Here is a 20,806-nt window from a genome sequence, read left to right as displayed (position 1 = left end):
GCAGGCTCGCTCCCACATTGGAACTGTGTACACCAAACCATTGTGGAAGCGAGCCTGCTCGCGAAGGGGCCCTCCCGGGCCATAAAAAACCCGCTGATCTTCATCAGCGGGTTTCTCATTTCAGCGGCAGGCAGATCAGAAATCTTCCAACCGCCACACCTCATAAGCCGGCGTCTCATAGGGATGACTCTGCTTCAGAGCCACCACCACAGCGCGAATCAACTCATCCGCCACGACAAGCTCAACCTTCCATTCCTCAACCTGCTCGACCTGCCCCGCTTCCCCAATGAACGGCTGACTGCCATCCAACGGGCGAAACTGGCCAAGGCCGAGCACTTGCCAGGCGCAATGGTCATAAGCGCCGATCCGTCCGCCACCGGCGGCGAATACGGCACTCTTGACCTGTTCCACATGACTGGCTGGAACAAAAAAGGAAAGCTTGTACACGGCGCTTAGTTAACCCAGACGCGCGCATTACGGAACATACGCATCCAAGGTGCGTCTTCGTTCCAGTCTTCCGAACGCCACGAGTTCTGCACCGCGCGGAACACACGTTCCGGGTGCGGCATCATGATCGTTACGCGACCGTCGCGGCTGGTCAAACCGGTGATCCCGCGCGGCGAGCCGTTCGGGTTGGCCGGGTAGTTTTCGGTGACCTTGCCGTGGTTGTCGACAAAACGCATCGCCACACAACCCGACAGATCAGCTTCCAGCAACGCTTCTTCGCTGGCGAACTCGGCATGACCTTCACCGTGAGCAATGGCGATCGGCATACGCGAACCGGCCATGCCTTGCAGGAAGATCGAGTTCGATTCCTGAACCTGAACCATCGCTACACGGGCTTCGAACTGCTCGGAACGGTTGCGCACAAAGTGCGGCCAGAACTCGCTGCCCGGGATCAGCTCGTGCAGGTTGGACATCATCTGGCAACCGTTGCACACGCCGAGGGTGAAGCTGTCGGTACGTTCGAAGAAGCCCTGGAACGCATCGCGAGCACGGCTGTTGAACAGCGCGGACTTGGCCCAGCCTTCGCCGGCACCCAGTACGTCGCCGTAGGAGAAACCGCCGCAGGCCACCAGACCTTTGAACTCGTTCAGGTCGACACGGCCGGCCAGAATGTCGCTCATGTGCACGTCGATCGCGTTGAAACCGGCGCGGTCGAACGCGGCCGCCATTTCCACCTGACCGTTGACGCCCTGCTCACGCAGTACGGCAACCTGTGGGCGGATGCCTTTCTTGATGTAAGGCGCGGCGACGTCCTGGTTGACGTCGTAGCTGAGCTTGACGCTCAAGCCCGGATTGTCTTCTTCCAGCAGCACGTCGAATTCTTGCTCGGCGCAGTCGGCGTTATCACGCAGACGCTGGATCTGGTAGCTGGTTTCAGCCCACTGACGTTGCAGCAGACGACGCTGGCCTTCGAACACGGTTTCGCCGTTGAAGGTGATGCTGATCTGGCCATTGTTCATCGGCTGACCGACCACCGAAACGCAGTCACCCAAACCGGCAGCGCTGAACTGCGCGAGGATGTCTGGAGTAGCGTCCTGGCGAACCTGGATCACGGCGCCCAGTTCTTCGTTGAACAGGATTGCAGCGATGTCAGCAGAAGTTTCTGCCAGACCGTCGAGGTTCAGGCTCAGACCGCAATGGCCGGCGAAAGCCATTTCCACGGTGCTGGTCAACAGACCACCGTCGGAACGGTCGTGGTAAGCCAGCAGGTGACCGTCGGCGTTGAGGCCCTGGATCACGGCGAAGAAGGCTTTCAGGTCTTCAGCGTCGTCGACATCCGGCGCTTGCGAGCCGAGCTTGCCGTGAACCTGGGCCAGGATCGAGGCGCCCATGCGGTTCTGGCCACGGCCCAGATCGATCAGGATCAGGTCAGTGGTGCCCTTGTCCATGCGCAGTTCCGGCGTCAGGGTCTGACGGATGTCAGCCACAGGCGCGAAACCGGTCACGATCAGGGACATCGGCGAGGTCACGGTCTTGTCGACGCCTTCGTCGTTCCAGCGCGTGGCCATGGACATGGAGTCCTTGCCCACCGGAATGGTAATGCCCAGCTCTGGACACAGTTCCATACCGACCGCTTTCACGGTGTCGTACAGACGCGCGTCTTCGCCCGGGTGACCGGCAGCGGACATCCAGTTGGCCGACAGTTTGATGTCGGAGATCTTGTTGATGCGAGAAGCCGCGATGTTGGTCAGGGTTTCGCCGATGGCCATGCGGCCCGACGCCGGAGCGTCCAGCAGTGCCAGCGGAGTGCGCTCGCCCATGGCCATGGCTTCACCGGTGTAAACGTCGAAGCTGGTGGCGGTGACGGCAACGTCGGCTACCGGAACCTGCCACGGGCCGACCATCTGATCACGGGCCACGAGGCCGGTGATGGTGCGGTCGCCGATGGTGATCAGGAAGCTTTTGCTCGCCACAGCCGGGTGATGCAGGACGCGTTCGACGCAGTCTGCGATCTCCAGGGTCGACGGATCGAAATCGTCGCCCATTTCGTTTTCACGAACGGCCGAACGGTGCATGCGCGGGGCTTTGCCCAGCAGCACTTCCAGTGGCATGTCCACCGGGCTGTTGCCGAAGTGACTGTCGGTGACCGTCAGTTGCGGCTCGGCAGTGGCTTCGCCGACCACGGCAAACGGGCAACGCTCGCGCTCGCAGATCGCCTGGAAGCGTTCGAAGTCAGCCGGGCCGACCGCCAGAACGTAGCGTTCCTGGGATTCGTTACTCCAGATTTCGTGCGGGGCCATGCCCGGCTCGTCGTTTGGAATGTTGCGCAGTTCGAAGCGACCGCCACGGTTGCCATCGTTGACCAATTCCGGGAAGGCGTTGGACAGACCGCCCGCGCCGACGTCGTGGATGAAGCTGATCGGGTTGTGTTCACCCAACTGCCAGCAACGGTCGATGACTTCCTGACAGCGACGTTCCATCTCAGGGTTTTCGCGCTGTACGGAAGCGAAGTCCAGGTCTGCCGAGCTGGTGCCGGTGGCCATCGAGGAAGCGGCGCCGCCGCCCAGACCGATCAACATCGCCGGGCCGCCGAGCACGATCAGCTTGGAGCCAACGGTGATCTCGCCTTTCTGCACGTGTTCGGCACGGATGTTACCCATACCGCCGGCCAGCATGATCGGCTTGTGGTAACCGCGAACTTCGTCGCCACGCGGAGTGGTGATCGACTGTTCGAAAGTACGGAAATAACCGGTCAGGGCCGGACGACCGAATTCGTTGTTGAACGCGGCGCCACCCAGTGGGCCTTCGATCATGATGTCCAGCGCCGTAACGATGCGCTCAGGTTTGCCGTACGGCACTTCCCATGGCTGTTCGAAGCCCGGGATTTGCAGGTTGGACACGGTGAAACCGGTCAGGCCAGCCTTTGGCTTGGCACCGCGACCGGTTGCGCCTTCGTCGCGAATCTCGCCGCCGCTACCGGTGGACGCGCCCGGGAACGGGGCAATCGCGGTCGGGTGGTTGTGCGTTTCGACTTTCATCAGGATGTGCACCGGTTCCTGCACCGCGCCGTACTGGCGGGTTTCAGGGTCCGGGAAGAAACGACCGGCGACGTTGCCGACGATTACCGAAGCGTTGTCCTTATAAGCCGACAGCACGCCTTCGCTGTGCATCACGTAGGTGTTCTTGATCATGCCGAACAGGCTTTTTTCCTGGCTCTGACCGTCGATGTCCCAACTGGCGTTGAAGATCTTGTGACGGCAGTGCTCGGAGTTCGCCTGGGCGAACATCATCAACTCGATGTCGTGCGGGTTGCGCTTCAGACCGACGAAGGCGTTGACCAGATAGTCGATTTCGTCTTCGGCCAGGGCCAGGCCCAGCTCGGTGTTGGCTTTTTCCAGCGCGGCGCGGCCGCCACCCAACACGTCGATCGCGGTGAGCGGTTTCGGCTCGGCATGGCTGAACAGGCCGGCGGCTTGTTCAAGGTTGCCGAGGACGATCTGGGTCATGCGGTCATGCAGCGCATCGGAGATCAGTTGCGCTTCAGCGTCGCTGAACTGGCCGGCGACGTAGAAGGCGATGCCGCGTTCAAGACGCTGGATTTTCGTCAGGCCGCAGTTGCGAGCGATGTCGCTGGCTTTACTGGACCATGGCGAGATGGTGCCGAACCGCGGCAACACCAGGAACAGACGACCGGTCGGCTCTTTTACCGGAACACTTGGGCCGTACTTCAGAAGGCGCGCGAGCACCTGCTGTTCGTCGCCGGTCAGGACGCCGGTAACTTCGGCGAAGTGAGCGAATTCAGCATACAAGCCGCTGACAGCCGGGACCTTCTGGCTCAGTTGCTCAAGGAGTTTGCTGTGGCGAAAGGCAGAAAGGGCAGGAGCGCCGCGCAGGATCAACATCTTCGGGACAGCCTCGGGAAGGGGTGTGCTTTGAGGCCGTGCATTCTAGCCTAAACAGGCCGCGACATCACCCGAAACGGTACGGGCGGCTGCACCCGGGCGTCGGGCCGGGTGTTCGGACCTCAAACAGGCACGCGCCGAGCGTTATTTTTTCTGCCACAAAATGCTGCTCGGGCCCATTCCTGCGGGCTCCGGGGCGGTTTTCAGTTGCCTAGCAGACAAGCCCTTCGCTGTCGAGATATGGCGCTCGTGGTCCTTTGCGTATACTGCGCAGATGTTTTCCCCAACGGCTTTGCGTCCGCGGTTCGCCAAATGGCTGATCGCAACCGGACTCTTCCTGGTGCTCAGTGGCTGTGTTGATAAACCCAACACGCTGGAGCGCGTAAAGGAGGATGGCGTGCTGCGGGTGGTTACCCGTAACAGCCCCGCCACCTACTTTCAGGATCGCAACGGTGAAACCGGCTTCGAATACGAGCTGGTGAAGCGCTTCGCCGACGATCTGGGGGTGGAACTCAAAATCGAAACCGCCGACAACCTCGACGACCTGTTCAATCAGGTGGGCAAGCCCAACGGCCCGGTGATCGCTGCTGCCGGCCTGGTCAGCAGCGAAGTACGCAAAAAGCAGGTGCGGTTTTCCCACTCCTATCTCGAAGTCACCCCGCAGGTCATCTATCGCAACGGCCAATCGCGGCCGACCGACGCGAAGGATCTGGTGGGCAAGAAGATCATGGTGCTCAAGGGCAGCACCCACGCCGAGCAATTGGCGGAGCTGAAAAAGAAATATCCCGGCATTGAATACGAAGAGTCCGACGCCGTTGAAGTCGTCGACTTGCTGCGGATGGTCGATGAAGATCAGATTGATCTGACCCTGGTCGATTCAAACGAAGTCGCGATGAACCAGGTGTACTTCCCCAAAGTGCGGGTAGCCTTCGACCTTGGTGACGCCAGCAACCAGAGCTGGGCGGTGGCCGCCGGCGACGACAACAGCTTGCTCAACGAGATCAACGACTACCTCGACAAGGTGAAGAAAAACGGCACCCTGCAACGCCTGAAAGACCGCTATTACGGGCACGTCGATGTACTGGGTTACATGGGCGCCACCACCTTCGCCCAACACTTGCAGCAACGTCTGCCCAAATACGAACAGCACTTCAAGGCGTACGCCAAGAAAGAGAAAGTCGATTGGCGCCTGCTGGCCGCTGTCGGCTATCAGGAATCGCTATGGCAAGCGGCCGTCACGTCGAAGACCGGCGTGCGCGGCCTGATGATGCTGACCCAGAACACCGCGCAGGCCATGGGTGTGTCCAACCGACTGGACCCCAAACAAAGCATCATGGGCGGCGCCAAGTACCTGGCTTACGTGAAGGAACAGCTGGATGAGTCGATCCAGGAACCGGATCGCACATGGTTTGCACTGGCGGCCTACAACGTTGGCAGCGGTCACCTGGATGACGCGCGCAAACTGGCGGTGAAGGAAGGTCTGAACCCGGACAAGTGGCTGGACGTGAAGAAGATCCTGCCGCGTTTGTCAGAGAAGAAGTGGTACAGCAAAACCCGTTACGGCTATGCCCGTGGCGGCGAACCCGTTCACTTCGTGGCGAACATCCGCCGCTACTACGACATCCTGACGTGGGTGACGCAGCCACAGCTTGAAGGCAATCAGGTCGCCGAGGGCAACCTGCATGTGCCGGGGGTCGACAAGACCAAGCCGAATCAGGAAACCCCTCAGCTTTAGTCGGGACCACCTGAATCAATTGTGGGAGCGAGTCTGCTCGCGATAGCGGTCTTACAGTCAACACCTTCGTTGATTGTTAAGACGCTATCGCGAGCAGGCTCGCTCCCACATTGGCTTTGTGTTTGGCTTTAGGCTTTTGCGGCTGCCAGAATCAGCGCCTTCATTTCAGACACCGCTGACTTGAACCCGACGAACAGCGCATGAGCCACCAGTGCATGGCCGATGTTCAGCTCGTTGATGCCCTTGATCGCGGCCACTGCTTCAACGTTGTGATAGTGCAGGCCGTGACCGGCATTGACGATCAAGCCTTGAGCCAGACCAAACGCCACGCCATCCGCCACACGCTGGAGCTCTTCAGCCACATCAGTCGGCGTCTCGGCATCGGCATAACGACCGGTATGCAGTTCGATGGCGGGCGCGCCGACACGACGGGACGCTTCGATCTGCCGCTCGTCAGCATCAATGAACAGCGACACTTCACAGCCGATTTTCGCCAGGCGATCCACCGCCGCCTTGATCCGCGCTTCCTGCCCCGCCACGTCCAGACCACCTTCGGTCGTCAGTTCCTGACGGGTTTCCGGTACCAGGCAAATGTGCGCCGGACGAATGCGCTCGGCGAACGCCATCATCTCTTCAGTGACGCCCATTTCGAAGTTCATGCGGGTTTGCAGCACATCCTTGAGCAGCAACACGTCGCGCTCCTGAATGTGCCGACGGTCTTCGCGCAGGTGCACGGTGATGCCGTCAGCGCCCGCCTCTTCCGCGTCCAGTGCTGCCTTGACCGGATCCGGATAGCGCGTGCCCCGGGCCTGACGCAGGGTGGCAACGTGGTCGATGTTCACGCCAAGAAGAATGCGATTGCTGGTGGTCACGGAAGCGCTCCTGAAAATGGGAAAGTTCGGCGCACAGCATACACGGGGAGATAGGGTCTGTTGACGCTTGGTGATGGCCGTGACGGGATGACCACTTGGTGCAGGGGAAGGCGCGAGGAATGTAGTTTGGTTGTTCCAAATAAGTTCCGAGCAACGCAACCCTGCGCCAAGTGGGCGCCCGGCGCGGCCGCTGCCAAGCATCAACAGACCCTATGGCTTGCGAAACAACTCGCGACTCACCAAGGGACGACCGCCCAGATGAACGGCCAATGCCTGGCGCATCAAGCGCTTGGCTGCCGATAGCGCGCCAGGGGCAGACCAGTCTGCATCGGCCATGGCCAACAGTTCGGTGCCGTTGAACAGACCGGGTTGCAGCAGGTAGACCCGTTCGAGCCCCGCATCCACTTGCAGACGGTAGAGACCGTCCGGCGCGATGGGATCGCCATGGATGTCGGTGGTCAGGGCGAAGCCGTAACCGAGATCATCGAGCAGCCGCCACTCGAAGGAACGCAACAAAGGCTCCAGCGGACGACCTTCGGCAAGTGCGAGCAAGGTCGCGGCGTAGTGATCGAAGACCGCGGGATGGGGATCTTCGGACGGCAACAGCCGAATCAACAGCTCATTGAGGTAGAGACCACTGAACAGCGCTTCACCGTTGAGCCAGGTTGAAACACCGGCGCTTTCCATGCGACCGACGTTCTTCAATTCACCACGCCCACGGAACTCGACTTCTAGCGGTACGAATGGCCGTGCCAGCGTTCCGGCCTTGCCCCGAGCACTGCGCAACACTGCCCGCAGCCGACCTTGCGGCGTGAGGAAATCCACCAGCGCACTGTTTTCGCGGTAGGCGCGACTGTGAAGCACGAAGGCGGGTTGGCCGATGGGTTGGGTTGGGGACATGGAAATTGCAGTTCTCAATGAGTAAGCGCAGTTTTACTGACAACCCCAAACCACTGTGGGAGCGGGCCTGCTCGCGATGAGGCCTGATATTCAACAAGGATGTTGACTGACAGACCGCTATCGCGAGCAGGCTCGCTCCCACAATGGAATTTTTGCATCCAGGACTAAGTGTTACAGGTCGCCGTAACCCAGCGAACGCAAGGCGCGCTCGTCATCGGACCAGCCGCCTTTCACTTTCACCCAGAGGTTGAGCATGATCTTGGAGTCGAACAGCAACTCCATATCCTTGCGCGCCTCGGTGCCGATGCGTTTGATCCGCTCGCCCTTGTCGCCAATGATGATTTTCTTCTGGCCGTCGCGCTCGACGAGGATCAAGGCATGGATGTGCAGGGTTTTGCCCTGTTGCTTGAACTCTTCGATTTCGACGGTGATCTGGTACGGCAGCTCGGCGCCCATCTGGCGCATGATTTTCTCGCGTACCAGTTCAGCGGCGAGGAAGCGGCTGCTGCGGTCGGTGATCTGGTCTTCCGGGAAGAAGTGATCGTTTTCCGGCAGGTAACCGGCAATCACGCGCTCCAGCGTTTCGAGGTTATGCCCGTGCTGGGCCGAGATCGGCATGATCTGCGCGTTCGGCAACTGTTCCTGCAACCAGGTCAGGTGCGGCATCAGTTCGGCTTTATCTTCGATGCGGTCGGTCTTGTTCAGCGCCACGATCAGCGGGCCGGTCACGTATTGAACGCGCTCGAGGACCATCTGGTCTTCGTCGGTCCACTTGGTGCGGTCAACCACGAAAATCACCACGTCGACGTCTTTCAACGCCGCCGAAGCGGTCTTGTTCATGTAGCGGTTCAGGGCTTTCTCGCCACCTTTGTGCATGCCGGGGGTATCAACGTAGATCGCCTGCACGGCGCCTTCGGTCTTGATACCGAGCATGTTGTGGCGAGTGGTCTGAGGCTTGCGCGAGGTGATCGCCAGCTTCTGACCGAGGATGTGGTTCAGCAGCGTGGACTTGCCCACGTTGGGACGGCCGACGATGGCGACATAGCCACAGCGAGTTGCAGTTGAATCAGTCATGGCCATTCTCCACGCCCAGGGCAATCAGTGCTGCAGCGGCCGCTACCTGTTCGGCAATACGACGGCTCACACCCTGACCTCGGCTTTTTTCATTCAGTAAGGTGATTTCACATTCGACGAAGAACGTCCGGCAATGCGGCTCACCCTGGATATCCACCACTTCGTAACGTGGCAGCTCACAACCCCGCGACTGCAGGAATTCCTGCAGGCGGGTTTTAGGATCTTTGTTGGTGTCGACCAGTGTCAGGCCTTCGAACTCCCCGGCCAGCCAGGCCAACACACGCTCGCGCGCCATGTCCATGCCGGCATCCAGGTAAATCGCACCGATCAGCGCTTCAAGGGCATCGGCCAGAATCGACTCGCGACGGAACCCGCCGCTTTTCAATTCGCCGGAACCCAGGCGCAGGTATTCGCCCAGATCGAAACCGCGGGCCAGTACGGCCAGGGTCTCGCCTTTCACCAGGCGTGCGCGCAAGCGCGACAATTGGCCTTCGCGGGCCAGCGGGAAGCGATCAAACAGCGCCTCGCCAGCAACGAAGTTGAGGATGGCATCACCGAGGAATTCCAGGCGTTCGTTGTTACGCCCGGCAAAGCTGCGGTGAGTCAGGGCCAGGACCATCAGTTCCTGATCCTTGAAGGTGTAGCCGAGCTGACGCTCGAGACGGCTTAAGGAGACGCTCACGGTTTACCCACGCTGAGTTCGTGGTTGGATTCCACCGCCATCGCCGTGATGCGGCGCAGGCTTGGGACAATTAACGCTGTGTTCAAAAATAACGTCCTGAATATCGTTGTTTTCATGCTTCTGTCGTCGATTATGCCGACTCCAGAAATGCATTCGGCGCTGTGTTCAACAGCGCCGTGTGTGATTACTTGATCAGGCCAACCCGCGAGAAATTCGGCAGGTGACTGAGTTTAGGTTCCGGCCAGCTCATCCAGACTGCGAAGGCCTTGCCGACGATATTCTTGTCGGGAACCATGCCCAGCAGATCCTTGGGAATGCTCGGATCATCCCAGTAGCGACTGTCGTTCGAGTTGTCGCGGTTGTCGCCCATCATGAAATAGTGCCCGGCAGGCACGGTCCACGAACGGTCCGGCGTTGCGCGGTAACGGCTCATTTCCTTGCGGATCAGGTGCTCGGCGACGCCGAGTTTTTCCTTATAGAGCTCAGCGCTGCCCAACGTGCCCGGCTCGGAGCCGACCAGTTGTTCGGCAATCGACTCACCGTTGACGAACAGACGCTTGTCGGCGGTGTAACGAATCTGGTCACCCGGCAGGCCCACCACACGTTTAATGTAGTTGACGTTCGGATCACTCGGGTAGCGGAACACCATCACATCGCCGCGCTGTGGATCACCGACTTCGATGACTTTCTTGTCGATCACCGGCAAGCGGATCCCGTAAGAAAACTTGTTCACCAGAATGAAGTCGCCAACGTCCAGCGTCGGTTTCATCGAGCCGGAAGGAATCTGGAACGGTTCCACCAGGAACGAACGCAGTACCAGCACGATGAACAACACCGGGAAGAACGACTTGCCGTATTCGACCAGCAGCGGCTCTTTGTTCAGTTTCTCGACCACCACCCCATCAGGCTGGCTGACGCTGCCCTGATAGGAGGCAATGGCGGCACGCCGACGCGGCGCCAGGAAAACCAGATCGAGCAACGCCAACAGGCCGCAGACGAACACGGCGATGACCAGCAACAGCGGGAAATTTAGTGACATAGGACCTAACTATCCAACCTGAGCACTGCAAGGAAGGCTTCTTGTGGAATTTCCACGTTACCGACTTGCTTCATGCGTTTCTTACCGGCCTTTTGCTTCTCAAGCAGTTTCTTCTTACGGCTAACGTCACCGCCGTAGCATTTGGCCAATACGTTCTTTCTGAGTGCCTTGACGGAGGTTCGCGCAATAATCTGCCCGCCAATGGCGGCCTGGATCGCGACGTCGAACATCTGACGTGGAATCAGTTCTTTCATCTTCTCGGTCAACTGGCGACCTTTGTAGTGCGCGTTATCCTTGTGCACGATCAACGCCAGGGCGTCGACCTTGTCACCGTTGATCAGCACATCCAGTTTCACCAGATTAGCCGATTGATAACGATCGAAATGGTAATCCAGCGAAGCATAGCCACGGCTGGTGGATTTCAGACGATCGAAGAAGTCCAGGACCACTTCGTTCATCGGCAAATCGTAGGTCACTTGAACCTGGGTACCGAGGAACAGCATGTCGTGCTGTACGCCACGCTTCTCGATGCACAGGGTGATGACGTTGCCCAGGTGCTCTTGCGGCACAAGAATATTGGCCCGCACGATCGGTTCACGCATGTCTTCGATCGAGGACAGGTCTGGCAGCTTCGACGGGTTGTCGACGTAAATCGTTTCACCGGTTTTCAGCAGCAATTCGAAAATCACCGTCGGCGCCGTGGTGATCAGGTCCAGGTCGTACTCGCGCTCCAGGCGCTCCTGGATGATTTCCATGTGCAGCATGCCGAGGAACCCGCAACGGAAGCCGAAGCCCAGGGCGTCGGAGCTTTCCGGGGTGTATTGCAGGGACGAGTCGTTGAGCGTGAGCTTTTGCAGGGCTTCACGGAAATCTTCGAAGTCGTCGGAACTGACCGGGAACAGGCCGGCGTATACCTGCGGCTGAATGCGTTTGAAGCCTGGCAGCACGTCGACATCCGGCGTGGCGCTCAAGGTCAGGGTGTCACCGACCGGTGCACCGTGAATGTCCTTGATGCCGGCGATGATGAAGCCCACTTCGCCGGCCTTCAGGTCAACGGTGGCGGTGTGTTTCGGGTTGAAGACACCGACGCTGTCCACGAGGTGGATCTTGCCGGTGGACTTGACCAGGATCTTGTCGCCCTTCTTCACACGACCGTGGCGCACGCGCACCAGGGAAACAACGCCCAGGTAGTTGTCGAACCAGGAGTCGATGATCAACGCTTGCAGCGGATCTTCATAGTTGCCGGTCGGCGCAGGAATGGTCTTGACCAGACGCTCCAGTACTTCGTCGACGCCCAGACCGGTCTTGGCACTGCACTCGACCGCATCGGTGGCATCGATGCCGATGATTTTTTCGATTTCTTCTTTCACGCGGTCCGGATCGGCCTGAGGCAGGTCGATCTTGTTCAGGACCGGCATTACTTCCAGGCCCTGCTCAATCGCGGTGTAGCAGTTGGCTACCGACTGCGCTTCAACGCCCTGACCGGCATCGACCACCAGCAACGCGCCTTCACAAGCCGCCAGCGACCGGCTGACTTCGTAGGTGAAGTCAACGTGGCCCGGGGTGTCAATGAAGTTCAGCTGGTACTTGATGCCATCGCGAGCGGTGTAATACAGGGTGACGCTGTGGGCCTTGATGGTGATCCCGCGTTCACGTTCCAGGTCCATGGAGTCCAGAACCTGGGCTTCCATTTCGCGCTCGGCAAGGCCGCCACACATCTGGATGAAGCGATCGGCCAGCGTCGACTTGCCATGGTCAATGTGGGCGATGATGGAGAAATTGCGGATATGACTCAAATCACTCACGGATCAACACTCAAAAAGGCTGCAGGCATAGCCCGCCGAAAAATAGCCGGGAATTGTACCTGATCCACGGCGCAAGCGTCACGTTCGCAGGTCAGACGGCACCTACAAAAACGCCCCGGTCTTGCGACAGGGGCGTTTTGAGTGACATGCGAGGTCAGGAGCCCCCCCTGATCAACCGGCCCGGCGCAACAACCAGACCCCGGCCAAGGCACAAACACCCGCCGGAACAAGCACCGCAAACAGCGGCGAGAAACCGAACACCAGGCTCGAAGGACCGAGCAAATCCTGAACGATACGGAAGGTGAAGCCCACCAGCACGCCGGTGAACACTCGCTGACCGAGGGTCACCGAGCGCAATGGACCGAAGATGAAGGAAATCGCCATCAGTACCAGAGCGGCGGTGACTAGCGGCTGCAACACCTTGACCCAAAATGCCAGCCAGTAACGACCATTGTTCAGGCCCTGGTCAGCCAGGTAGTGGATGTAACCCCACAGACCGCTGATCGACAGCGTGTCAGGTGACATGACCACCGTACTCAACAGCTGCGGACTCAAGGCGACATTCCAGCGCTCGTCCGGGGTGGTGACCACTTCGGTGCTCTTTTCATGGAACAGCGTGGTGGTGACGTCGCTCAATTGCCAGTGATCCTGATCGAACTTCGCCCGCTTGGCGAAGCTGGAAGACAGGATATGACGCTCACTGTCGAAACGATAACGGGTGACGCCGTACAGCAGACCGTTGGGTTGCACCGAGTTGACGTGAATGAACTCATCACCCTGGCGATGCCACAAACCGTGCTTGGCGCTCTGTGCATCGCCGCCACCCTGAGCCAGGGAGCGATTGGCCTGCGCGGTGACTTCGGTGGCCGGCGCGACGTACTCGCCGATCAGCACACCCACCACCATCAGGACCAGCATTGGCTTCATGACCGCCCAGACGATTCGCCCGATCGACACGCCTGCAGCACGCATGATGGTCAGCTCGCTGTGACTGGCCAGACTGCCGAGGCCTATCAGGCATCCGATCAGCGCTGCCATTGGCAGCATGTCGTAAAGTCGACGCGGCGCCGTCAGCAGGACATAACTCAACACGTCGACCAGGGTGTAGGTATCGCTGGCATCCCCCATCTCGTCGATGAACGCAAACAGTGTCGCCAGACCGAGAATGATCCCCAGTACTGCCAGAATTGCCACGAACACGCTGCTACCAATGTAGCGATCGAGCTTATCCACGAGCCACCTCCAGCGCGCTGCGGCGACTCGCCCGCTTCAACTGCAAGGGTTCCCAATAGAGCAAGCCCAGGCCGATGGTCAGGAAGATTGCATGCACCCACCACAACCCCAGAGCCGGCGGGATTTTGCCCTTTTCAAGGGCGCCGCGGGCGGCAATCAGGATGGACAGGTAAGCCATATAGAGAAGAATCGCCGGCAGAAGCTTGAGGAAACGGCCCTGACGCGGATTGACCCGCGACAGCGGCACCGCCATCAGGGTCACGATGAAGACCAGCAACGGCAGGGACAGACGCCATTGCAGTTCGGTGCGGGAGCGAATGTCATCGCTGCCGATCAGGGAACGGGTGGTCATCGCGTCACGGTCGGTCACTTCGTCGCTGACGTCCGGCTTGGGCAGCAATACTCCGTACTCCTCGTACTTGATCGCCCGGTAGTCGGCCTGCCCCGGATTGCCGTCATAGCGATAGCCGTTGTCCAGAATCAGGTAACGGTTACCGTCGGGGCGAATTTCCTGACGGCCCGTCTCGGCCACCAGCACGGAAATCCCGCGATCCTTCTTATCGGAATTGACGTTTTTCTGCGAAATGAATACGCCGCCGAGGTTGACGCGGTCATCCGACAACGTTTCGGTGTAGGTCACCCGTGTACCGTCGCGCAGCGCCTGGAAGCGACCCGGCTCGAGGGTGTCGAATTCGGTCAGGGCATCCTGCTTGTTCAACAGCAACTGGAACTGATTGGCACCTTGTGGCGCCAGGCTCAGGCTCAGCCATGCCACCACCAGTGCGACCAGGGTGGCTGGGAAAAGGGTCATGGCAAACAGACGCTGCTGGCTCATGCCGGTGGCCGACAGCACGGTCATTTCGCTTTCAAGGTACAGGCGACCGTAGGCCAGCAGGATCCCGAGAAACAGGCCCAAAGGCAAAATCAACTGCAGGAAACCCGGCAGACGAAAGCCCATGATCAGGAATAGCGAGCCCGGATCCAGGAGGCCAGAGGCCGCCTGGGCGAGGTACTTGATGAAGCGACCGCTCATGATGATGACCAGCAACACAGCGCTGACGGCGCTCAAGGTCAACAGGACTTCGCGGGATAGATAACGGAAGACGATCAAACCAGACACTCCTGGGTTGTCAGGCTAAGGCGGCCAAACAAGCAAACGTATCGGGCAGCCCACAAGACAGAGCCGCCGAAAAAAGTTGGCGCATTATCCTGTGATTGGGTGCGCCTGTCACTGCGCATGCTCAAGCAGGCGGGTAAAGCGCTGAAGATCGTACGACCGAGGGTTGTCAGGCTCGGGGCACGAGGTTCAAACTGCGGCCTTTGTCGCGGGCCGTGGCCTGCGTCTTTCTATTTATAAGCAAGCTCGAATGCATGCCGTCGAACTCTTGCGTGTTGACCATTAATTCAGGGACCCGGACATGGAACTGGTTGTAAAAAGCGTTAGCCCAGAAACGTTGAAAACCGCCACTCTGGTAGTCGCCGTCGGCGAAGGCCGCAAGCTCGGCGCCGTCGCCAAACAACTCGACGAACTGAGCGGTGGCGCCATCAGCGCTGTGCTCAAGCGCGGCGACCTGGCAGGCAAAGTCGGTCAGAGCCTGTTGCTGCATAGCCTGCCGAACCTCAAGGCCGAGCGCGTGCTGCTGGTCGGCGTGGGCAAGGACGAAGAGCTGGGCGACCGCCCGTTCCGCAAAATCATCGCCGGCATCCTCAATACCCTTAAAGGCCTGGGCGGCAGCGATGCGGTGCTGGCCCTGGACGAAGTCGTGGTCAAAGGCCGTGACAGCTACGGCAAGACCCGTCTGCTGGCCGAAACACTGGTGGACGGCGAATACACGTTCGACCAGTTCAAGAGCCAGAAAGCCGAGCCTCGCTCCCTGAAGAAAATCACTTTGGTGACCATCAAGGCTGCACAGGCTGAAGTCGAGCGCGCCGTGGCCCACGCCACCGCCATCGCCAATGGCATGGCGTTCACCCGCGACCTGGGTAACCTGCCGCCGAACATCTGCCACCCGACGTTCCTCGGTGAGCAGGCGAAGAACCTCGGCAAAGAATTCAAGAGCCTGAAAGTCGAAGTCCTCGATGAGAAGAAGATCAAGGACCTGGGCATGGGCTCGTTCTACGCCGTCGGCCAGGGCAGCGCCCAGCCACCGCGCCTGATCGTCATGCAATACAACGGCGGCAAAAAATCCGAGAAGCCGTACGCACTGGTCGGCAAAGGCATCACCTTTGACACGGGTGGCATCAGCCTGAAACCGGGCGCCGGCATGGATGAAATGAAATACGACATGGGCGGCGCTGCCAGCGTCTTCGGTACGCTGCGTGCCGTGCTCGAGCTGAAACTGCCGATCAACCTGGTGTGCATCCTGGCCTGCGCCGAGAACATGCCGAGCGGCAACGCTTCGCGTCCTGGCGACATCGTCACCACCATGAGCGGCCAGACCGTGGAAATCCTCAACACCGACGCCGAAGGCCGTCTGGTGCTGTGCGACGCCCTGACCTACTCCGAGCGCTTCAAGCCGCAGGCAGTTATCGACATCGCGACCCTGACCGGCGCTTGCGTCGTTGCGCTGGGTTCCCACACGTCGGGCCTGCTGGGCAACAACGACGAGTTGATCGGTCAATTGCTGAGCGCCGGCCAATCGGCGGACGATCGCGCCTGGCAACTGCCGCTGTTCGATGAATATCAAGAGCAGCTGGACAGCCCGTTCGCCGACATCGCCAACATTGGCGGCCCGAAAGCCGGCACCATCACCGCTGCCTGCTTCCTGTCGCGCTTCACCAAGAACCTCAACTGGGCGCACCTGGACATCGCCGGCACGGCCTGGACCAGCGGCGGCAAGGACAAGGGCGCCACTGGCCGTCCGGTTCCATTGCTGACCCAATACCTGCTGGACCGCGCCAAAGCCTGAAACCGATGACCCAGGGCGGTGTTACCTGTGGGTGACGCCGCCCTTGGCTCAGGAACCGCAATGACCAAAGTCGACTTCTATATCCTGCCCAGCGCCGATCCTTCGGCACGGCTGGACTTTGCCTGCAAGCTCACCGAAAAAGCCTGGCGCATGGGCCACCGCATCTACCTGCATTGCAGCGATGCCGCCCAGCGCGACGATCTCGATGCGCGCCTGTGGGCCTTCAAGGGCGAAAGCTTTGTGCCTCACGGCCCCGCTGAAAATGAGCCGGACGGTTTGATTGTGTTGGGCTTTGGCGATGACTGTGGTCCGCATCAGGACCTGTTGGTCAATCTCGCCCTGAAAGTCCCGGCATTCGCCAACACGTTCGCCCGCGTGGCGGAAGTGGTGGTGGAAGATCCGACGATTCGTACGGCTGCGCGGGAGAGTTTCCGTTTCTACCGCGAACAGGGCTATCCTCTGCAAGATCACCGTTTACAGCGACTCTGAGCATTCCGATGGACACTCCAAAACCGCAGCAACAGTCCGCGCACCTGCTGGATGACCTTGAGTCGATCCGTCAACTGCTCGGCGATGACAACCTGCAACCGCCGCTGCTGACCGACACGGTCGAGGACGGAGACCAGGAACAGATTCCGATGCTGTTCGATACAGTCGGCGCCAGCCCGCCCATTCTCGAACCGACACCACCCGCCCCTGCTGCCCCTGTCGCCCAACCGGCGCCCGCCGCCAGCAAGAGCCCCGACGACCTGCTGCACCTGGATGGCGAATTGCGCGCCGCCGCGCAACTGATCATGCAAGACGTGATCGACGACTTCGCCCCGCACATCGAAACCGAAATCAAACGCCGGCTGGCCGCGCGGATGGAACGGTTGTTGAGCCAGTACGAGTAACCTGTATCCCCTCTGTGGCGAGGGGATTTATCCCCGTTGGGCTGCGAAGCAGCCCCCAGCATTTCATTCGGAATACGCATTTACAGGGTTGACGACTGCTGCGCAGCCGAACGGGGATAAATCCCCTCACCACAAAGCTCGCTCCCACATTGGTTCTCTGCTGTTGCTGATGGTCAGGTTCCTCCCGCGTTCAACTCGCCCTACGCCCCATGCCCCGCTATACTTGCCGGCTTTTCCTGAATAAATGCCAATAGGGTCCCGCCGCGCATGGATAAGACCTACCAGCCGCACGCCATTGAAACTTCCTGGTACAACACCTGGGAGTCAGAGAATTACTTCGCCCCGCAAGGCGCGGGCGAGTCCTACACCATCATGATCCCGCCGCCGAACGTCACTGGCAGCCTGCACATGGGTCACGGCTTCAACAACGCGATCATGGACGCCCTGATCCGTTTCCGTCGCATGCAGGGTCGTAACACCCTGTGGCAGCCGGGTACCGACCACGCCGGTATCGCCACGCAAATGCTGGTGGAACGTCAACTCGAAGCTCAGGGCCAGAATCGTCACGACCTGGGGCGCGAAAAATTCCTCGAGAAAGTCTGGGAATGGAAGGATCAGTCCGGCGGCAACATCAGCCGTCAGATCCGCCGTCTCGGCTCGTCCGTGGATTGGGGCCGCGAGCGCTTCACCATGGACGACGGCCTTTCGGAAGCTGTTAAAGAAGCCTTTGTGCGCCTGCATGAAGACGGCCTGATCTACCGCGGCAAGCGTCTGGTCAACTGGGACACCAAGTTGCACACGGCGATTTCCGACCTCGAAGTGGAAAACCACGACGAGAAAGGTTTCCTGTGGAACCTGAAATACCCGCTGGCCGACGGCGCCAAGACCGCTGAAGGCAACGATTACCTGATCGTCGCGACCACTCGCCCGGAAACCATGCTCGGCGACGCCGCCGTAGCGGTTAACCCGAACGATGAACGCTACCAGGCCCTGATCGGAAAATTCGTCGAGCTGCCGCTGGTCGGCCGCCGCATTCCGATCATCGCCGACGATTATTGCGATCCTGAATTCGGCACCGGCTGCGTGAAAATCACCCCGGCCCACGATTTCAACGACTACGAAGTCGGCAAGCGTCACAACCTGCCGCTGCTGAACATCTTCGACAAGAACGCTGCCGTATTGCCGGCCTGCCAGGTGTTCAACCTCGACGGCACGCTCAACGAAAGCATCGACGGCAAGATTCCGGCTGACTACGTTGGCCTGGATCGCTTCGAAGCGCGCAAGCAGATCGTTGCTGCGTTTGATGCTGCTGACCTGTTGGTCAGCGTCAACGATCACGCACTGAAAGTGCCGAAAGGCGACCGTTCCGGCACCATCATCGAGCCGTGGCTGACCGACCAGTGGTACGTGTCGACCAAGCCATTGGCTGAGCCTGCCATCGCTGCTGTTGAAGACGGTCGCATCGCGTTCGTGCCGAAACAGTACGAAAACATGTACTTCTCGTGGATGCGCGACATCCAGGACTGGTGCATCAGCCGTCAGCTGTGGTGGGGCCACCGGATTCCGGCCTGGTACGACGAGTCGGGCAAAGTCTATGTCGGTCGCGACGAAGCCGAAGTGCGTGCCAAGCACAACCTCGGCCCGGACGTTGCACTGCAACAGGACAACGACGTTCTCGACACCTGGTTCAGTTCCGGCCTGTGGACCTTCTCCACGCTCGGCTGGCCTGAGCAGACCGAATTCCTGAAGAAATTCCACTCCACCGACGTGCTGGTCACCGGTTTCGACATCATTTTCTTCTGGGTTGCCCGGATGATCATGCTCACCATGCACTTGGTGAAGAACGAAGACGGCACGCCGCAGGTACCGTTCAAGACTGTTTATGTTCACGGCCTGGTGCGTGATGGCCAGGGCCAGAAGATGTCCAAGTCCAAGGGCAACGTCCTGGACCCGCTGGACATCATCGACGGCATCGAGCTGGAAGACCTGGTGCAGAAACGCACCTCGGGCATGATGCAGCCGAAACTGGCGAAGAAGATCGAAAAGCAGACCCGCGACGAGTTCGCCGACGGCATTGCCAGCTATGGCACCGACGCCCTGCGTTTCACCTTCTGCTCGCTGGCGTCCACCGGTCGTGACATCAAGTTCGACATGGGCCGCGTCGAAGGCTATCGCAACTTCTGCAACAAGATCTGGAACGCCGCGCGCTACGTGCTGGACAAGGGCGAAGACTGCGGTCAGAACGGCGAAGCCTACGAGCTGTCGCTGGCGGATCGCTGGATCATTTCGCAGCTGCAACGCACCGAAGCCGAAGTGACCCGTCAACTCGATCAGTTCCGCTTCGACCTGGCCGCACAAGCCTTGTACGAGTTCATCTGGAACCAGTATTGCGACTGGTACCTGGAACTCTCCAAGCCTGTGCTGTGGGACGAAAACGCGCCGGTCGAACGTCAGCGCGGCACTCGCCGCACGCTGGTTCGGGTATTGGAAGTCGCGCTGCGTCTGGCGCACCCGTTCATGCCGTTCATCACCGAAGAAATCTGGCAGCGCATCGCGCCGCTGGCCGGTATCGAAGGCAAGACGATCATGCTGCAGCCTTGGCCAGTAGCCAATGAAGCGCGCATTGATCAGGGCGCCGAAGATGACATCGAGTGGCTGAAGACGTTGATGCTCGGTACGCGCAACATTCGCGCCGAGATGAACATCGGTCCAGGCAAGCCGTTGAACCTGTTCCTGAAAAACGTCAGCGCCGAAGATCAACGTCGTCTCACCGAGAACGAAGCCCTGCTGAAGAAGCTGGCTCGCCTCGAGTCGATCACCGTGTTGGCTGCTGGCGAAGAAGCACCACTGTCCGCCACCGCACTGGTCGGCGAGATGGAAGTGTTGGTGCCGATGGCCGGCCTGATCGACAAAGACGCCGAACTGGCGCGTCTGGACAAGGAAATCCTGCGTCTGCAGGGCGAAGTTCAGCGGGTTGGCGGCAAGCTGTCTAACGCCGGTTTCGTCGACAAGGCCCCGGCCGAAGTCATCGAGAAGGAACGCGCCAAACTGGCTGAAGCTGAACAGGCTTTGAGCAAGTTGGCCGAGCAGCATGCGCGGATTGCCAGCCTGTAACGGCAAATCGCAATGAAGGAGGGAGGCCCGCAACGGTCTCCCTTTTTTGTGCCCGCCCCTCTCACTAACCCATCAAAAATCCCCTGTGGGAGTGAGCCTGCTCGCGATGGCAGTGTAAGAGCTGACATGAATGTTGAATGTAACGACCTCATCGCGAGCAGGCTCACTCCTACAGGGGGATGGCGGTGTTGCCACAATTGC

General features: G+C 59.7%; 15 protein-coding genes. 5 read left to right on the top strand and 10 right to left on the bottom strand.

What is annotated here, in order from left to right; translation table 11 throughout:
* Positions 1-135: 135 nt before the first annotated feature.
* Both ACYZUA_RS07925 and purL read right to left on the bottom strand, forming a co-directional pair.
* Positions 136-447 carry an NGG1p interacting factor NIF3 gene (locus tag ACYZUA_RS07925; protein ID WP_461962659.1) on the bottom strand — a complete coding sequence of 104 codons (312 nt, stop codon included), beginning with the start codon at positions 445-447 and terminating at the stop codon, positions 136-138.
* A 5-nt stretch (positions 448-452) separates the two neighbouring features.
* Positions 453-4,349, bottom strand: coding sequence for a phosphoribosylformylglycinamidine synthase (purL, locus tag ACYZUA_RS07920; RefSeq protein ID WP_461962658.1), 3,897 nt, complete (start codon positions 4,347-4,349; stop codon positions 453-455).
* A gap of 274 nt (positions 4,350-4,623) precedes the next feature.
* Between purL and mltF the strand changes: the two genes are divergently transcribed.
* The gene (mltF, locus tag ACYZUA_RS07915) at positions 4,624-6,084 is read left to right on the top strand and encodes a membrane-bound lytic murein transglycosylase MltF (RefSeq protein WP_461962657.1); all 1,461 of its coding nucleotides are present in this window, start codon (positions 4,624-4,626) and stop codon (positions 6,082-6,084) included.
* Positions 6,085-6,212: 128 nt separating this feature from the next.
* Here mltF and pdxJ read toward each other — a convergent pair whose 3' ends face one another.
* The 8 genes from pdxJ to lptF form a co-directional block, all read right to left on the bottom strand.
* A complete protein-coding gene (pdxJ, locus tag ACYZUA_RS07910) occupies positions 6,213-6,956 on the bottom strand; it encodes a pyridoxine 5'-phosphate synthase (RefSeq protein ID WP_309675039.1) in 744 nt (247 codons plus the stop codon).
* A gap of 210 nt (positions 6,957-7,166) precedes the next feature.
* Positions 7,167-7,856: a DNA repair protein RecO gene (recO, locus tag ACYZUA_RS07905; protein ID WP_461962656.1), complete on the bottom strand. Its 690-nt coding sequence runs from the start codon at positions 7,854-7,856 to the stop codon at positions 7,167-7,169.
* Positions 7,857-8,027: 171 nt separating this feature from the next.
* Positions 8,028-8,930 carry a GTPase Era gene (era, locus tag ACYZUA_RS07900; RefSeq protein ID WP_008151577.1) on the bottom strand — a complete coding sequence of 301 codons (903 nt, stop codon included), beginning with the start codon at positions 8,928-8,930 and terminating at the stop codon, positions 8,028-8,030.
* Positions 8,923-9,612, bottom strand: a complete 690-nt coding sequence (gene rnc / locus ACYZUA_RS07895) for a ribonuclease III (protein ID WP_033053426.1) — start codon at positions 9,610-9,612, stop codon at positions 8,923-8,925. The genes era and rnc overlap by 8 nt, the downstream gene beginning before the upstream one ends.
* 184 nt (positions 9,613-9,796) lie before the next feature.
* Positions 9,797-10,651, bottom strand: a complete 855-nt coding sequence (lepB, locus tag ACYZUA_RS07890; RefSeq protein WP_461962655.1) for a signal peptidase I — start codon at positions 10,649-10,651, stop codon at positions 9,797-9,799.
* 5 nt (positions 10,652-10,656) lie between these two features.
* Positions 10,657-12,456, bottom strand: coding sequence for a translation elongation factor 4 (gene lepA, locus ACYZUA_RS07885; RefSeq protein WP_461962654.1), 1,800 nt, complete (start codon positions 12,454-12,456; stop codon positions 10,657-10,659).
* Positions 12,457-12,627: 171 nt separating this feature from the next.
* The gene (lptG, locus tag ACYZUA_RS07880; protein ID WP_461962653.1) at positions 12,628-13,689 is read right to left on the bottom strand and encodes an LPS export ABC transporter permease LptG; all 1,062 of its coding nucleotides are present in this window, start codon (positions 13,687-13,689) and stop codon (positions 12,628-12,630) included.
* On the bottom strand, positions 13,682-14,800 hold the full coding sequence (gene lptF, locus ACYZUA_RS07875) for an LPS export ABC transporter permease LptF (RefSeq protein ID WP_461962652.1): 1,119 nt from the start codon (positions 14,798-14,800) through the stop codon (positions 13,682-13,684). Before lptF ends, lptG begins: the two co-directional genes overlap by 8 nt.
* A 307-nt stretch (positions 14,801-15,107) precedes the next feature.
* Between lptF and ACYZUA_RS07870 the strand changes: the two genes are divergently transcribed.
* The 4 genes from ACYZUA_RS07870 (at position 15,108) to ACYZUA_RS07855 (ending at position 20,605) form a co-directional block, all read left to right on the top strand.
* The gene (locus tag ACYZUA_RS07870; protein WP_461962651.1) at positions 15,108-16,598 is read left to right on the top strand and encodes a leucyl aminopeptidase; all 1,491 of its coding nucleotides are present in this window, start codon (positions 15,108-15,110) and stop codon (positions 16,596-16,598) included.
* A 60-nt stretch (positions 16,599-16,658) separates the two neighbouring features.
* Positions 16,659-17,087 (top strand): DNA polymerase III subunit chi, encoded by a 429-nt coding sequence (locus ACYZUA_RS07865; protein ID WP_461962650.1) that lies wholly within the window; start codon positions 16,659-16,661, stop codon positions 17,085-17,087.
* Positions 17,088-17,095: 8 nt separating this feature from the next.
* On the top strand, positions 17,096-17,491 hold the full coding sequence (locus ACYZUA_RS07860) for a DNA polymerase III subunit chi (RefSeq protein ID WP_461962649.1): 396 nt from the start codon (positions 17,096-17,098) through the stop codon (positions 17,489-17,491).
* Between the two features lie 267 nt (positions 17,492-17,758).
* Complete coding sequence (locus tag ACYZUA_RS07855; protein WP_461962648.1) at positions 17,759-20,605, top strand: valine--tRNA ligase; 2,847 nt, start codon at positions 17,759-17,761, stop codon at positions 20,603-20,605.
* The last annotated feature ends 201 nt before the right edge of the window (positions 20,606-20,806 follow it).

This window comes from Pseudomonas sp. LS2P72, from assembly GCF_054897865.1.
Note: the sequence above shows the minus strand (reverse complement) of the source record. Positions and strands in the feature narration are given on the sequence as shown.